At 65.9% G+C, this 14,933-nt stretch carries 15 protein-coding genes; 13 read left to right on the plus strand and 2 right to left on the minus strand.

Annotated elements, in window-relative coordinates:
* Positions 1-78: 78 nt before the first annotated feature.
* Positions 79-1,215 carry an SDR family NAD(P)-dependent oxidoreductase gene (locus AB0L82_RS00235; RefSeq protein WP_364628683.1) on the minus strand — a complete coding sequence of 379 codons (1,137 nt, stop codon included), beginning with the start codon at positions 1,213-1,215 and terminating at the stop codon, positions 79-81.
* 96 nt (positions 1,216-1,311) lie between these two features.
* On the opposite strand from AB0L82_RS00235, the gene AB0L82_RS00240 reads away from it, so the two are divergent.
* Positions 1,312-1,755 (plus strand): MarR family transcriptional regulator, encoded by a 444-nt coding sequence (locus tag AB0L82_RS00240; RefSeq protein ID WP_364628686.1) that lies wholly within the window; start codon positions 1,312-1,314, stop codon positions 1,753-1,755.
* 85 nt (positions 1,756-1,840) lie between these two features.
* Positions 1,841-2,926 (plus strand): ionic transporter y4hA, encoded by a 1,086-nt coding sequence (locus AB0L82_RS00245; protein ID WP_364632694.1) that lies wholly within the window; start codon positions 1,841-1,843, stop codon positions 2,924-2,926.
* A gap of 8 nt (positions 2,927-2,934) precedes the next feature.
* Here the strand turns inward: AB0L82_RS00245 and AB0L82_RS00250 are convergent, their stop codons facing one another.
* The gene (locus AB0L82_RS00250; protein ID WP_364628689.1) at positions 2,935-3,138 is read right to left on the minus strand and encodes a nuclear transport factor 2 family protein; all 204 of its coding nucleotides are present in this window, start codon (positions 3,136-3,138) and stop codon (positions 2,935-2,937) included.
* A gap of 443 nt (positions 3,139-3,581) precedes the next feature.
* Between AB0L82_RS00250 and AB0L82_RS00255 the strand changes: the two genes are divergently transcribed.
* From AB0L82_RS00255 to AB0L82_RS00305, 11 genes are all read left to right on the plus strand, one after another.
* Positions 3,582-4,430 carry an ABC transporter permease gene (locus tag AB0L82_RS00255; RefSeq protein ID WP_364628692.1) on the plus strand — a complete coding sequence of 283 codons (849 nt, stop codon included), beginning with the start codon at positions 3,582-3,584 and terminating at the stop codon, positions 4,428-4,430.
* Positions 4,427-5,293 carry an ABC transporter permease gene (locus tag AB0L82_RS00260; RefSeq protein WP_364632695.1) on the plus strand — a complete coding sequence of 289 codons (867 nt, stop codon included), beginning with the start codon at positions 4,427-4,429 and terminating at the stop codon, positions 5,291-5,293. Before AB0L82_RS00255 ends, AB0L82_RS00260 begins: the two co-directional genes overlap by 4 nt.
* 33 nt (positions 5,294-5,326) lie before the next feature.
* The gene (locus tag AB0L82_RS00265; protein ID WP_364628695.1) at positions 5,327-6,325 is read left to right on the plus strand and encodes an MlaD family protein; all 999 of its coding nucleotides are present in this window, start codon (positions 5,327-5,329) and stop codon (positions 6,323-6,325) included.
* Positions 6,322-7,317, plus strand: coding sequence for an MCE family protein (locus tag AB0L82_RS00270; RefSeq protein WP_364628698.1), 996 nt, complete (start codon positions 6,322-6,324; stop codon positions 7,315-7,317). Before AB0L82_RS00265 ends, AB0L82_RS00270 begins: the two co-directional genes overlap by 4 nt.
* 11 nt (positions 7,318-7,328) lie before the next feature.
* On the plus strand, positions 7,329-8,318 hold the full coding sequence (locus AB0L82_RS00275; RefSeq protein ID WP_364628700.1) for an MlaD family protein: 990 nt from the start codon (positions 7,329-7,331) through the stop codon (positions 8,316-8,318).
* A complete protein-coding gene (locus AB0L82_RS00280) occupies positions 8,318-9,400 on the plus strand; it encodes an MlaD family protein (protein WP_364628703.1) in 1,083 nt (360 codons plus the stop codon). Before AB0L82_RS00275 ends, AB0L82_RS00280 begins: the two co-directional genes overlap by 1 nt.
* Positions 9,401-9,597: 197 nt before the next feature.
* Positions 9,598-10,695, plus strand: a complete 1,098-nt coding sequence (locus AB0L82_RS00285; protein ID WP_364628705.1) for an MlaD family protein — start codon at positions 9,598-9,600, stop codon at positions 10,693-10,695.
* Complete coding sequence (locus AB0L82_RS00290) at positions 10,692-11,648, plus strand: MlaD family protein (RefSeq protein WP_364628708.1); 957 nt, start codon at positions 10,692-10,694, stop codon at positions 11,646-11,648. The genes AB0L82_RS00285 and AB0L82_RS00290 overlap by 4 nt, the downstream gene beginning before the upstream one ends.
* A 21-nt stretch (positions 11,649-11,669) precedes the next feature.
* Positions 11,670-12,314, plus strand: coding sequence for a hypothetical protein (locus AB0L82_RS00295; RefSeq protein WP_364628710.1), 645 nt, complete (start codon positions 11,670-11,672; stop codon positions 12,312-12,314).
* Between the two features lie 217 nt (positions 12,315-12,531).
* A complete protein-coding gene (locus AB0L82_RS00300) occupies positions 12,532-13,848 on the plus strand; it encodes a lipase family protein (protein ID WP_364632697.1) in 1,317 nt (438 codons plus the stop codon).
* Positions 13,849-13,939: 91 nt separating this feature from the next.
* The gene (locus AB0L82_RS00305) at positions 13,940-14,746 is read left to right on the plus strand and encodes a nuclear transport factor 2 family protein (RefSeq protein ID WP_364628713.1); all 807 of its coding nucleotides are present in this window, start codon (positions 13,940-13,942) and stop codon (positions 14,744-14,746) included.
* Positions 14,747-14,933: the final 187 nt, after the last annotated feature.

Below are 14,933 nucleotides of genomic sequence, written 5' to 3' on the forward strand. Positions count from 1 at the left end.
ACCCGCTAGGCGATTTGCCGTATCCGCACGGTTCGGCCGGTGCGGCCGGTGGCGCCGAGGATCGCGATGGTCGCCATATCAGTGCGCGGCCGGGCGGGTGGCGGGCTGGAACTTGAAGGAGACGGCTTCCATGAGGGGTTTGTGCTGGGTCTTCTGGACCGCGGCGATGCGCCACTGGCCATCCATATCGCGAATGACGGTGTAGGTGGCCAGTTTTCCGAGCTTCTTGGCCGTGCCCTTATCGGATTCGCCGCGGGTGAGCACGATCGCGGTGTCCGCGCCGTAGCGGCGGATCTCCAGGATGTCGATGGTGAGCCGGGTGCCCTTGAGGAAGCTGTCGAACAGCGCCTGATGTGCGCCGCCGATCTCGTCGCCGCCGTGGTAGACGGTGCCGACGTAGGTCACGTCGGTGGCATCGGCGGTGAAGCAGGCGCCGTAGGCGGCGCCGTCGCCGCGGCCCCAGGCGTCGGCGCTGCGCTTGATCAGGGCGCGGATGGCGGTGGTGTCGATTTCGGTGGCGTTCATGGTGGCTGCCTTTCGGTAGTGATCATTGGTGTGGACGATTGGCCCGCTGCCGTCGGTCAGCGCGGCCAGTGCGCGGTCGACCACCTGCTGCGGCGTCTGCACGTACTCGGCGGGGACGCCTTCGGCGGTCTGCGAGCGGGTGATGGTCACGCCGGGGCACAGGCCGATGACCCGTACGCCCCGCGAATGTTGTTCCTGCCAGAGGGCTTCGGAGAAGCTGGCGACGAAAGCCTTTGTGGCGCTGTATATCGCGAGTTCGTTCCGAGGTTCGAAGGCCAGCGTGGAGGCCACGTTGACGAGCGCTGCCCCCGGCTCGGCCCCGGCGAGGAAGTGGTGTGCGAGCGCGATCACGCTGCGGCAGTTGAGATCCAGCATTCCCAGCGCGTCCGCCACGGGGGTGACGGTGAACTCGCCGTGCGTCGCGGTGCCCGCATTGTTCACCAGCACCGCGTAATTCGCCGCGTCGAGCCGTTCGGTGACGGTCCGCACGCCGGCGCTGGTAGCGAGGTCGGCGATCAGGAATTCGTGGTCGTTCCCGATCTCGGCCCGGAGTTCGTCCAGTCCGGCCGCGCCCCGGGCCACGGCGGTCACCGTGTATCCGCGTGCCGCCAGCGTGGTGGCGAAGGCCCGCCCGATACCGGCGCTCGCACCGGTGACCAGTGCTCGTCCGGTCCGCGTGGTGGGGGTCATTCGAATCAGCCTCCGTGTTATTCTTCTGCCTAGAAGATGTTTCTTCTTTTAAGAAGTTTCTTCGTTGAGGAAGAGATTAGGTGTAGGAGGCGAACCGTGTCAACACCCGCGGGATCGAAAGAGAGCGAAATCTTCCGGCGGTACGAAAGTGCCGTCGTTCTGCATGCTCAGGCGGGCGCGAAGGCCGTCGGATTGGGCGCGACCGATCTGTACGCGCTCAATATCCTGGGGTTGAGCGGGGCGATGACCCCCGGCGAACTCGGCACTCGCACCGGCCTGACCACCGGCCCGACCACCCGCCTCATCGATCGGCTGGAGGCGGCCGGTTATGTCCGGCGCGCCGCCGATCCGGGGGATCGGCGCAAGGTGATCGTGGAGCCGGTCGGCCAGCCCACCGAGTTGGATAGGGTGCTCGCGCCGGTGCGCCGGGCGATCGGTGAGATCATCGGCGATTACCCGGCTGACCAGCGCGCGGTGCTGTTCGACTACTTCGAGCGCGCGGCCGCCGCCTATCAGCGCGCCGCCGGCGAGATCGGCTGACAAGCGTCATACCCCCGGCTCGCCGAGGGAGGTCTGGCTCTCGTTTTGCGGTGAATGCGAACAATTTGCTGGAACGATGAAGGTCATGGTGCGCATCGTCTGTCGCTATTGGTCACTAGTCATTCCGCTCGTCGCCGCCCTGGTACTGGCCCTTTCCTGGGGTCGTGACCTCGGTCCGGCGGTGGTGGTACTGGTGTCCGCGGCGCTGGTCGGGGCGGTGTTGTCGGCGGTCAGTCATGCCGAGGTGGTCGCGCACAAGGTGGGTGAACCGTTCGGATCGCTGATTCTCGCGGTGGCGGTGACCATCATCGAGGTCGGCCTGATCGTCACGCTCATGCTCTCCAGCGGTGACAAGGCGGCCTCGCTGGCCCGCGATACCGTCTTCGCCGCGGTGATGATCACCTGCAACGGCATTCTCGGCCTATCGCTATTGGTGGCGGCGGCGAGACGGCGGCTGGCGGTCTTCAACGCGGAGGGCACCGGCGGCGCGCTGGCCACGGTCGCCACCCTGGCCACGCTGAGCCTGGTGCTGCCGACCTTCACCACCAGTGAGCCCGGCCCGGTCTTCTCGGCCTCGCAGCTGATCTTCGCCGCGACGGCCTCGCTGGTGCTCTACGGCGTCTTCGTCATGGTGCAGACGGTCCGGCATCCGGGTGACTTCCTACCCGTGGAGGACGGCGACCAGGCCGATGACGACCATGACGAAATGCCCACGCGCAAAAAGGCTTTCATCTCCCTGGCATTGCTGCTGGTGGCCCTGGTCGGTGTGGTCGGCCTGGCCAAGCTGGTATCGCCGTCCATCGAAAGCGGTATCGCCGCAGCGGGTTTGCCCGCCTCCGCGGTGGGTGTGGTGATCGCACTGCTGGTGCTGCTGCCGGAAACCATTGCGGCCGTGCGGGCCGCGCGCCGCGAACGGGTGCAGATCAGTCTGAATCTGGCGCTGGGTTCGGCGATGGCGAGTATCGGCCTGACGATTCCGGCCATCGCGCTGGCGTCGATCTGGATCGAGGGTCCGCTCATGCTGGGCCTGGGCGCGACGCAGATGGTGTTGCTGGCGTTGACCGTCGTGGTCGGCGCGCTCACCGTGGTGCCCGGCCGCGCGACGCTATTGCAGGGCTGTGTGCACCTGGTGTTGTTCTCGGCCTTCGTCTTTCTGGCTGTCAGTCCGTGATCGCGGGTTCACGAGGTCCAGCGATAGATCTGCCCGTCCCGTAGTTCGTACGCGCTGGCGGGTTTGACGCCGTCGTGTCCGGAGAGCAAGGCCATGACCCGGGTGCGCCCGCGCGTGGTGATGCCGTCCTCGGTCCAGTGCACGTAGGGGTGTACCAGTTTGGCGAATGCCGTCCAGTCATCGGACGCGACCGCCGAAAGGACTGCCGACACTGTTGGATCCACAGGCACAGTGAACACTCCGGTCGGTCTTTACGCGCTGGCATGGCGGAAAACCGCCATAGCCGATGCGCACCCGGTATGGGTGGATTCAGGTAGCTGACAGTTCACCAAATTTCGGTTTTGGTATCGCACCAGCCGTTTCAGGTGGCCTGCCGCCGGTTCACTGGACGTGTGTCCAGCATCATATCGATAGCGGTAGCAACTAATAACAAGTTCTAGATCCGCAGGTCACATAGGCAATCGGGTTCTTGAACAGGATCGCCCCACATGTACTGGAAGGTAACTTAGAGTCCTGGGTCACACTTCCGACGGATTTGTTGTAACTCCGCGTAACCATTAGCTTTGATGGCAGGCAGTGTTGCCGATCACGGAGAAGAAGATTTGAACCTCGTCACCCGGCGCCGAATTCGGCGTCTCGCAGAAGTCACCCCGCAATGACCCGGACCCTCGCGCGCCGCTCGGCCGTGCGCAGCAATGTCCGCATCGTTCGCGAGAACTTCTCCGGCACCGCGGTGGCCTCCCTGCGCACCTTCGGCCGCGCGGCCGGCATCGCCCAGGAATCGGTGGCGGGCACCTTCACCGATATCGCGCGCCGCGAATTCCAGTGGAAGGAAGCCATTCTCCAGGCCTGGCGGCTGGTGACGGTGACCGCGATTCCGGCCATCCTGATGGCGATTCCCTTCGGCGTCATCGTCTCGGTGCAGGTCGGCAACCTCATCCACACCCTCGGCGCGGATTCGCTGCTCGGCGCGACCGGCGGCCTCGGCGTCATCAAACAGGGCGCACCGCTGGCCACCGGCTTCCTGCTGGGCGGCGCGGGCGCGGCGGCACTGGCCGCGGATCTGGGCGCGCGCACCATTCGCGAGGAGATCGACGCCCTGAACACCATGGGCATCAGTCCGATTCACCGCCTGGTGATTCCGCGCATGGTGGCCATGCTGGTGGTCGCCCCGCTGCTGAACGTGCTGATCATCTTCGTCGGCGTGCTCGCCGGATACGTGGTGGCCATCGGCGGTCAGGGCGTCACGCCGGGCAGCTACTGGGCCACCTTCGGTTCCTTCACCACCACCGCCGACGTCTGGATCTCGCTGCTCAAGGCGGTCATCTTCGGTTTCATCGTGGTGATCATCGCCTGCCAGCGCGGGCTCGAGGCCAAGGGCGGGCCGCGCGGTGTGGCCGATGCGGTGAACGCCGCGGTGGTGCTCTCGGTGGTCTCGATCGTGGTGGTCAATCTGATCGCCACCCAGATCACCGCCATGTTCCTGCCGACGAGGCTGGCCTGATGTCCGCTACTTACGTCCCGAAGGGACTGGGCTGGTTCGCGCGCTTCTATCACCGGCGCGGGCTACTGCTGCGCCGCGTCGAAGGCGTGGGCTTCGTGCTCTCCTTCGTCTGGCAGGTGCTGTCGTCGATTCCGTTGACGCTCAAGCGCTATCGCGACGAGACCATGCGCGCCATCACCAATATGACCTGGGGTCGCGGCTCCATCATCGTGGGCGGCGGCACCGTCCCGATGATGATCGTGCTCGGCCTGGTCATGGGCGCCTCGGTGGCGGTGGAATCGTTCGCGACCCTGGACATGCTGGGCATGGGCCCGGTCACCGGCCTGGTGTCGGCGTACGCCACCACCCGTGAGCTCGCGCCGATCGCGGCCGCCATCGGGTTCGCCGCGCAGGCGGGCTGTCGCATGACCGCCGAGATCGGTTCCATGCGCATCTCCGAGGAGATCGACGCCATCGAATCGCTCGGCCTGCGGTCGGTTCCCTTCGTGGTGACCACCCGCGTGCTGGCCGGTGTGGTCGCGATCGTGCCGACCTTCCTGATCGCGCTGATCATGTCGTATCTGGCGTGCCGCGGCCTGATCACGCTGGTGCACGGATCATCCGCGGGCGTGTACGACCATTACTTCTTCCAATTCGTCTCCGGCTTCGATGTGATCGCGGCGGTGGTGAAGGTGGCCATCTTCGCGGTGGTGGTGATTCTGATCCACTGCTACTACGGCTTCTTCGCGACCGGCGGTCCCGAAGGTGTGGGCATCGCCTCCGGCAAGGCCGTGCGCGCGAGTTCGGTGGCGATCATCGCCCTGGACATGGTGCTCTCGCTCGGGCTGTGGGGCTTCAATTCGGCGATCACGTTCACGGGGTAGGGGATGCCGAACTACGGAATGCCTGGTGTTGCCGTGGACCGGAAACGGTCCATGGCGGTCGGCGCGGTCGCGCTGGCGCTGATCGTCGCGGTGGCGATCGGCTGGACGGTGTACTCGTCCGCGAAAACCGAAGACGGACTTGCGATTACGCTGCGCACCGAACAGATCGGCGACGGCGTGCTGGTCGGCACCGAGGTGCGGGTGAACGGCGTGGTGGTCGGCAAGGTCACCGATATCGCCCCGGACGCGCACGGTACGCAGCGAATCGGGTTGCGGCTGGACGATTCCCGGTTGTTCGGGATCGACGATTCCATGCTGGTGGACTACGCGCCCGCGAACCTGTTCGGCATCAGTGAGATCGAATTGCGTGGCGGATCCGGCGGTGCGCCGCTGCACGCGGGCGCGGTCATCGATCTGACCGGAGCCCGGGCGAACGCGGTCTACGACGCCACCATGGGGTCGATTCTGCGCAGCGCCTCGCAGGTCGGCGGTTCGGTGCTGACCCCGCAGATGGCGTCGGTGATCGCGCAGGCGGCCGCCGATACCGAGGCTTTGACGCCGCTGGCGCAGGCCCTCATCACCGCCACCCGCACGGTCGCGGACAACCAGAAGATGCCGCTTTCGGAGCTGATGGGCCAGCTCGGCCCGGCGTTCGACGGCGGCGGCAAATTCGCCGGTGCCACCGTGCAGGTGGTCGACATGATCCGCAGTGTGCAACGGCTGCAGGGCAATCGGGCCACCTACGATTCGAATCTGGCGCTGGTGACCGGGCAGCTGCTGCCCGAACTCGCGAAAACCCTTGGCACGGCCGGTAATCAGCTCTCCGGACTGACCGATATGCTCGCGCCGGTGCTGGCCATGCTGGCCCAGATGGTGCCGCAGCCGCAGCAGTCCAGCGCCGAATTGCGCACGCTCATCGAGCGTTTGCGCGCCGCCATGCCGGATAACGGGCAGGGCCCGGTGCTCAATGTCGAGGTCGATCTGCGTGGCGTGCCCGCCGTCGCGATCCCGCTGCTGGGAGGCGCGCGATGACGGTCAAGGGCGCCGCCTGGCGGCTCGGCCTGTTCACCACCGTGATCGTGGTGGTGCTCATGCTGGTGATCACCGCGATTCAACGGCCGGTATCGGGTGAAACCGAAACGCACGACGCGATTTTCACCGATGCCAATGGGCTCAAGGTCGGTGATGACGTGCGCATGTACGGCGTGCAGGTCGGCAAGATCAAGCACATCGAACTGGAGGGCGCGAAGGCGCGGGTCCAGTTGTCGGTCAAGACCGACGCACCGATCTACGACAACAGCAAGCTCGCTATCCGGTATCAGAATCTGACCGGGCAGCGCTATGTCGATCTGCAGCAGCAGCCGCAGCCGGGGCAGCGCGTCAAGGCGGGCGCGCGCATCGAGATCGACCACACCGTGCCGTCTTTCGATGTGACCAGCCTGTTCAACGGCCTGAAGCCGGTGCTGTCCACCATTTCCCCCGAGGCCATCAATCAATTCAGCGCCAGCATGGTCGCTTTGATCGAGGGTGACGGCAGCGGTGTCGGCCCGGCCATGGACGCCATCGGCAAACTCGCGTCCTACGTGGACAATCGGCAGCAGGTGATCGGCACGCTGATCCGCAATATGTCCGATCTCGATGATCGACTGAGCGGCCGGGTGCACTATCTGGTGCCGCTGCTGGCGCGCCTGAGCGACATTTTCGAAGCGCTACAGGCGAATATCGGCGGGCTGGCGCAGTTCGCGGCGACCGCGCCGTCGGTGCTCGGCCCGATCGACAGCCTGTTGCGCACGCTGGGCATCGACAGCGGCAGTGATGTGGACGCGCTGATTCGCCGCGTCTTCCCGGACGCGCAGCAGGCCGTCGAGGTCTTCGGCCGCCTGCCCGCGGTGCTGGCCGCCGCCGATGTCTCCGCGCCCAATGCGACCGGCTGGAAGCCGGTGTGCAGCAAGGGCAATGCCGACGTGCCGCCACTGGTGCAGGTGCTGATCTCCGGACAGCAGGTGTCGATATGCAAGGGATGACGTTGCGGCGCTTGTTCGTTCGGAATGACCGCGTGGTCGATGACGCCACCAAGAAGAAGCGCGAACTGCGCCGGGGCATTATCGGCGCGGCCCTGGTCGCGCTGGGCCTGCTGGCGGCGGGCGTGCTGTTCGTGGTGCCGTTCGGCAAGCACACCTACACCGCCGAACTCTCCGAGGCGCAATCGGTGAAAACCGGTGACGACGTGCGCATCGCGGGCATCTCGGTGGGCGAGGTGAAATCACTGGAGCTGAAGCCGGATCGCGTGGTCATGCGCTTCACGGTGAATTCCGATGTGTTCCTGGGTGATCAGACCTCCCTGGACATCCGCATGCTCACCATTGTCGGCGGTCACTACGTCGCGGTCTTCCCGGCGGGCGATAAAGCCCTGGGCGACAAGGCGATTCCGCCGGATCGGGTGCGCCTGCCGTACAGCCTGGCGCAGACTTTCCAGGACGCGGCGACCCCGCTGGCCAAGATCGACGGTCAGACGCTGAACCGCAATCTGGCCGCGCTCGGCAATTCCGTCGACGGTGCGCCGGACAGTCTGCGCACCACATTGCAGACCGTGAGCACCTACGTCGACGCTCTGGATCGCCAGCGCACCCAGGTCTCCAACGCGGTCTCGGTCGCCGATGAGTACGTGCGCATGTACGACGGCGCCAAAACCGATCTGGGCCGCCTGATGGACAACGCCAACCTGCTGGTGACCGTGCTCGCGGACAAGCACTCCGAAATGGCGGAGGCGCTGCGCCTGCTCAGCGCGGTGCTCGATCGGCTCGATGGCGCGCAGCCGCAGTGGGACGCCTCGCTCAAACCCAAACTGAACGATGCCATCACCCAGTTGGAGCAGCTCGGAACGCGTTTCGCGCCGACGCTCACGGCGGCGCGGGAGCTACAGCAGAAGCTGTCGTCACTGGTGATCCCGGACGGTGGCGTGACCATCGACCAGTCCGCCCAGACGGTGCCGGTATGCGTGCCGCTGCCCGGAAAGGACTGCTGATGCTCAAGCGGATGCTCGCCTCGCAGGCGTTCATGTCCATCGCCGGTGCGGTGGTCGTGGTGGTGCTGGCCGTGGTCGGTTACCTCATCTACTTCGATCCCATGAAGAAGACCGAATCCTATTGCGCGGTAATGCCGGACGCGGTCGGTCTGTACGTGGGCAACAAGGTGACCATGCGCGGTATCGCGGTGGGCACGGTGACCTCCATCGATTCCGACGGCGCGAAGGTGAAGGTCGGCTTCTCGGTGGACGCGAAGTACCCGGTGTACGCCGACGCCGCGGCCACCACGGTCGCGGATTCCATTGTCGCGGACCGCAATCTGGCCGTACTGGCCAGCGGGAAGAACCGGGCGCACTGGGACTCCTCGCAGTGCATCAGCAAAACCCTTACGCCCAAGAGCATTACCGAGACGCTGACCGCGCTGGCGGATCTGTCCTCGCAATTGCAGCAGGCGCAGGCCCCGGACGCTCTGGCACACGGGCTGGCCGGGCTCGATACCGCGACCGCGGGCGCGGGACCGCAGATCAACGCGATCGTCAAACAGCTCGGTTCCGCGCTGGCCGCGCCCGATGCCGATATCGGCCATCTGGCCGGAATTTTCGACGCCTTCGCCTCGGTGGGCGAGAAGGTGGAACAGCACTGGGGCGATCTGCGCTCGATGCTGTTGCGCCTGGCGCCCGCGCTGAACAATGCCAGTACCGAATTGATCGGTCCCGGAGCCGAACTCATCGACCGGCTGGGTCAGGCCCTGCCCATGCTCAATGATCTGATCACCATTGTCGGCGATCCGATCATGCGGGCGCTGGACGACACGCTGCCGCTGGTGCGCCTGCTGCGCGCCAATGTCGGCTCGCTCTCGGAGATCATGCTCAAACTCCCCGTGCTGACCAATGCCGCCAAATCGGTCATGGGCTCCGGCGTCACCTACGGTTCGCCCCGCGCGGCGCTGCCCGCCCCGGACGCCGCCCAGGTCTGCGCGGCCGTGAACGCCGTCACCCCCGGCGCGTGCACCGACCCCGGCAACGGCATGGTCGATGTCCCGCTGGTGCCCCTCGTGCTCGGAATGGCAGGTGCGCGATGAGAATCGGACCTTGGGAAATCACCCGCAACGCCGGTTATATCCGCTTTGCCCACCAGGTAGTAACGCCTGAGCAACCCGCACCGACACACCTCGTGCAAGCAGGGGCTGCGCTGGCCGCAGGTACTGCCGGGCCTATGGAATTTGCGATGAGGGCAGATTCCGCACACCGGGCAGCGACCCCCGGGCGTGCGGGCTCCGTGCCGAGGGCAGTCGGCCGGAGCCACCCCGCCTCCTTCTCGGGCAAACGCATCGGACAGGCCGTCGGCGCGGTGTTGTTGTCGGCGGGCCTGGTGGCCGGTGCGGCGGGTTGCGCGTTCGATCCGGCTTCGGTTCCGGTGCCGGGCACTTCGGTGTCCGGGCCGACGTACCGGATTCACATCGAGTTCGGCAATGTGCTGAATCTGCCTGCGCGGGCGAAGGTTATCGCCAATGGCGCACAGGTCGGGACGGTTGCCGGGGTGCGCGTGGTGGATTCGGCGCATGCGGGCGGACGCGGCGGCTATGTGGTTGTGGACGCCGACATCTCGACCAAGGCGCAATTGCCCGCCACCACCATCGCCGAGCTGCGGCAGAACACGGTGCTCGGCGATATCCATCTCGCGCTGACCACCCCGCCCGACGGTTTCGGCGCGCTGTTGCGCGAGGGCGGCACCATTCCGCAGGAGCGCACGCATCCGGCGGTGCAGCTGGAGGACACCATGGCCGCGCTGGCCGCCTTCACCCAGGGCGGTGCGGTGAATCAGTTGCAGGACATCATCAATCGCTTCAACACGGTGCTGCCCGCCGATCCGAACGAAACCAAGCGCATCGCGCAGAACGCGGCAGGCAACGCCGTGGATCTGGCCGCGAATCTGGATCAGGTCGACTCGCTGCTCAACGGCCTGGGCGTCAATGCCCAGGTGCTGCACGATCGCGCGGATTTCCTGGATCACGAGCTGAGCCAGGAGTCGGTGGACACCCTGAACGGCGTCACCGACTCCATTCGCGGTGTGGCACAGATCTTCACCTCGCTCGGCCAGCTGGGCAATTCGCTGGCCTGGCTGGCCCCCGTGGTGAGCTCCGCCGATGGTGCGGCGAAAGCGTTTGTGCCGCTGGCTTTCTTGGGCTCGCCGCTGGATCTGTCGGTGTCCTCGAATCTCTCGCTGCTGGTTTCCCTGCTGCGCGACAAGCTGATTCCGTTCGTCGAGCACGGCCCGAAGGTGAATATCACCGGCGTGCACACGGATTCGGTCTCCAAGGACGACCAGGTGGGCAATATCCTCTCCACCCTGCGCATGATCGGAGCGGTGCGATGAAATGGGGTTCGCTGGCATCGCTGGGCGGTATCGCCGCGGTCACCGTGCTCGGCGCGAGCTATCTGACCTTCGGTGTGGTGCGTGCGGATCCGTTCGCCGAGTACACCAACGCGTCCATGGTGCTGGCGAATTCCGGTGGCCTGAGCGTCGGTTCGCCGATTCTGCTGACCGGTATGAAGATCGGCCGCATCACCTCGGTGGACAGCAATGCGCGCGGTGTGGAGGTCGGTTTCCGCATCGACGCCGATCGCAAGGTGCCCACCGACAGCGTCATCAGCATCGAACAGCTCTCGGCGCTGGGCGAGCCATACGTGGAGATCCGTCCCAAGACCGGCGGTGCGCCCTACCTGAAGAACGGTCAGCGCCTGGATACCTCGGCGGTGAAATCCCCACTGTCCATTCCCGAGGTATCGCGCCTGGTCAACAAGGTGATGAACCAGCTCGATCCGGCGGTGGCGGCCTCACTGGCCAATACCCTCGGGGTAGCGTTCCACGACACCGCTTCGGCCATGCCCGCGCTCACCCGCGCCGGTGATCTGCTGGCGTCGGCGATCATGAGTCGCGAACCCAAAATCGCGCAGCTACTGAATAGTTTCCAGGCCGCCGCCTCGAATATGGACGGTATCCCGGAGGCGACGGCGGCTGCCGCGCCCGCGTTCATCCGGTTTGCACAGTCTCTGAACGATCTGGTCGAGGCGGTCGGTAGACTCACCGATCGAGTGCCCGGACCGCAGTCCTATGTGGACAGCAATGGGCTGGCACCCTTCCTGGCGAAGCTGACCGATTGGTTGCAGCAGGCCGGACCCGAACTGAAAACCCTCGCGCCCCAATTGCAGCCGCTCGCCGATGCCGCACGCACGACCGGGCCGCAAATAGATATCAGCGCCCTGATCTCGCAGGCCCTCGCCAGTACCGGCGATAACGCCGTGCGGGTGCAGGTCAACGTCAATTAGTCACCGAAGAAGGAGAAGCGGATGTCGCAGGACACCGAGCCGAAGCGGGCAGTCGACGCGGAGGCCGCTGCCGTCTCCGTTCCCGAGGCTCAGCAGCCCGAAGCGCCGAAGGTCGAGATGTCGAAGCCCGAAGCGCCGCAGGCCAAGACCGTCTCGCTGAAGCTCTCCACGCTCGGCACCGTCGCGGCGGCCGTACTCCTGATCGGTGCGCTCATCACCGTGAGCGCGCTGTGGCTCTCGGCGCGCGGGGATCTGCGTGACCGCGATGCCGCGGCCGCGGACGCGCAGCGCGCCGAACAGATCGCCACCGACTATTCGGTCGGCGCTTCCAATATCAACTTCTCCGATCTGAATTCGTGGACCGGCCGCCTCAAGGCCAACACCACGCCCACGCTCGCCGATAAATTCGAGGCGACCGCGCCGAAGTTGCAGGAGATCCTGGTTCCGCTGAAGTGGACCTCGAGCGCGACTCCGGTGACGGCGAAGGTGATGTCGCAGAACAACGGCGTCTACCAGGTGAATGTGTTCCTGAATGTCACCTCCACCAATGCGCAGAATCCGCAGGGCGTGCAGACCACCGTCACCTACACCGTCGCGGTCGATCCGAACAATGGCTGGAAGGTCGCCGATGTGGGCGGTATGAATCTGGCGCTGCCCAAGCAGTGATCCCGCGGGACTTCCCGTCGTTCGGCCCCACCGGCACTTCCGGTGGGGCCGAACTCATTTGGGCGGGATTGCGATCCAGGTCACTTTCATGCGATAGTTCTCCCATCGTGTGAGACGGAGCAGTCTCACATTGCTTCGGAGGTGGAAGAGAGTGCGCAAGCCGAAAACCGCACGGCGAATAGCCGTCGTGCTGGCCGCAATCCTGTCGTCGGCTGCCATGGCGGCCGACGGTAATGCGGGGGCGGATCCGATTCCGGTGCAACCGGCACCGGCGATCGCCGTTCCGCCGGAACTGGATTCGGCCTTCTATCGCCCCGCACCGGATGTGATCGCGAGCAAGGCCCCGGGCGAGATCATTACCGCCCGCCAGGTCAATGTCGCCAATTTCGGTGTCATCCCGGTGAATGTGGACGCCTGGCAGCTCTCCTACCGCTCCAATAACAGTCGCGATGAGCCGATAGCGGCCGTGACCACGGTGTTGAAGCCGCGTGGTTCGGCCCCGGACAAATTGCTCTCCATGCAGATCGCCGAGGACTCGCTGGCCGGATACTGCGCGCCCTCCTACGCGGTGCAGCAGTGGTCGCTGAGCGCGCTCGGCGGTCAGGTCGTGGTGCCCGCCGAATTCGCCGTCACGCAGGGGGCGCTGGCGCAGGGCTGGGCGGTAACGATTCCCGATCATCAGGGCCCGAATGAGGCGTACGCCGCCGGACCGCTGGGCGCGCGCATCACCCTCGACGGTATTCGCGCCGCGAAGAATTTCGACCCCTTGCGACTGGCCGCCGATACCCGCATCGGCATGTACGGCTATTCCGGCGGCGCGATCGTCACCGGGCATGCCGCGGAATTGAAGCAGTCCTACGCCCCCGAACTGAATATCGTCGGTGCGGCCGAAGGCGGTGTGCCCGCCGATTTGGGTGTGACGCTCAATGTGGCGAACGGGCAGGCCACCTCGGGCCTGATCTTCGCCGCGGTGCTCGGATTGACCCGGGAATACCCCGATTTCGCGCGTTTCGTGAATGAGCGCATGGATCCGTTCGGGCAGACCCTGGCCGCGGTCAAGAACAATCTGTGCCTGCAATACACCGCCGCGCTGCTGCCCTTCCTGAATCTCAAGGGCATGCTGCACACCGCCGGTGATCCGCTGCAGGAGCCGGTCGTCGCCGATGTCCTGGACAAGACTCGAATGGGCAAGATCGTCCCCGATATGCCCATGTACATCTGGCAGGGCAATCCGGATGAGGTCATTCCGGTCGGCCAGGTCAATACGCTGGTCGACACCTACTGCCGAAATCCCGAAGCGAATGTGCAATACACCCGCGAGCACCTCGGCGAGCACGTCGTCACCGAGATCTCCGGCGGCGGCCCGGCCATGTTGTGGATGAAGGATCGACTCGACGGTGTTCCGGCGCAACCGGGTTGCTCCACCACCGACGCCGGTTCACTATTCCTGAACCCGCAGGGCACGACCCTGCTGTTCAACACCTTCGGCGAGGTGTTCGCGTCCTTCTTCGGAAAGCCGCTCGGCGCGAAGTGATTCGGGGCGGACGGTGGTGGCCGACCGTTCCCGTGACGCCGGACGGGGCGGCCGGTATCATCGCGCGCGCTACTGATCACCTGGAGGAACCGTGTCCGCGAACCCCACTGCCGCCGAACTGCTGGCGACCGTCGAAGCCTCCCCGCGGGCGGTGGCGGCGCATGATCGCGCCGCCTGGGTCGGCCTTTTCGCCGATTCGGCCGGCGTGGAGGATCCGGTGGGTTCGCGCCCGCATATCGGCCGCGCCGCCATCGAGCGGTTCTACGACACCTTCATCGCGCCCAATGGCATCGCCTTCGATGTCGCGCACGATGTGGTCTCCGGATCGACCGTGTTCCGCGATCTGACCATCGCCACCACCATGTCCACCGGTGTCACCCTGCACGTGCCCATGCACCTGCGCTATGACGTCACCGAGATCGACGGTGAGCTGAAAGTCGCCGCGCTGCGCGCACATTGGGAACTGCCCGGCATGATCACCCAGCTCATGGGCTCGGGTGTACAGGGCCTGCTGGCGGGTGCGAAGCTGGGCCCGCAGCTGCTCGGCAATCAAGGCGTCGGCGGCGCACTGGGTTTCATGAAGGGCATGCGCAGCGTCGGGCCCGCGGGCAAACAGGCCGCCGGTCGCCTGCTGGACGCGGCGGGCCGCGGCGAATCCGCCGGAGCGCACGCCGCCCTGGCCCCGGTGCCCCGGCTGTCCTGGGCCGAGGATGAGCGAATGTCCTTGGAGGACTTCATCGTTCGCGCCAAGGGGCTGCGCTGGAGCAAGCCCATCGCGGCGGGCCGCACCGTCACCGCCACCGTCGAAACCCGCGACGGTCGCGGCATTGCCCAACTCGACTTCCACGAGCGCGGCACCCGCATCGAAGCCGTCCGCGTCTTCGTGCCCTCGCGCTAGTCCCGCCCGCTCACGATCGCCGAAAGTGGATCGGTGCGGCTGAAATTGCTGCCACCGGCCGCGCCGACCACCTTCCCGTGCACGGCGATCATCCACTGTCCGCACACGCACCGTAGGTACTGCACCGAGCGGTGCGAGGACACGGGCGTGGGGGAGGGCCAAGCGCAGGAAGGGCATTCGGCTATCA

The organism is Nocardia sp. NPDC052001 (genome assembly GCF_040680615.1).
Classification (GTDB): domain Bacteria; phylum Actinomycetota; class Actinomycetes; order Mycobacteriales; family Mycobacteriaceae; genus Nocardia.

Coding starts and splice junctions, on each gene's coding strand:
- AB0L82_RS00280 (WP_364628703.1), top strand. CDS start 8,318: ATGCTCAAGCGGATGCTCGCCTCGCAGGCGTTCATGTCCATCGCCGGT.
- AB0L82_RS00270 (WP_364628698.1), top strand. CDS start 6,322: ATGACGGTCAAGGGCGCCGCCTGGCGGCTCGGCCTGTTCACCACCGTG.
- AB0L82_RS00290 (WP_364628708.1), top strand. CDS start 10,692: ATGAAATGGGGTTCGCTGGCATCGCTGGGCGGTATCGCCGCGGTCACC.
- AB0L82_RS00300 (WP_364632697.1), top strand. CDS start 12,532: ATGGCGGCCGACGGTAATGCGGGGGCGGATCCGATTCCGGTGCAACCG.
- AB0L82_RS00245 (WP_364632694.1), top strand. CDS start 1,841: ATGGTGCGCATCGTCTGTCGCTATTGGTCACTAGTCATTCCGCTCGTC.
- AB0L82_RS00235 (WP_364628683.1), bottom strand. CDS start 1,215: ATGACCCCCACCACGCGGACCGGACGAGCACTGGTCACCGGTGCGAGC.
- AB0L82_RS00295 (WP_364628710.1), top strand. CDS start 11,670: ATGTCGCAGGACACCGAGCCGAAGCGGGCAGTCGACGCGGAGGCCGCT.
- AB0L82_RS00255 (WP_364628692.1), top strand. CDS start 3,582: ATGACCCGGACCCTCGCGCGCCGCTCGGCCGTGCGCAGCAATGTCCGC.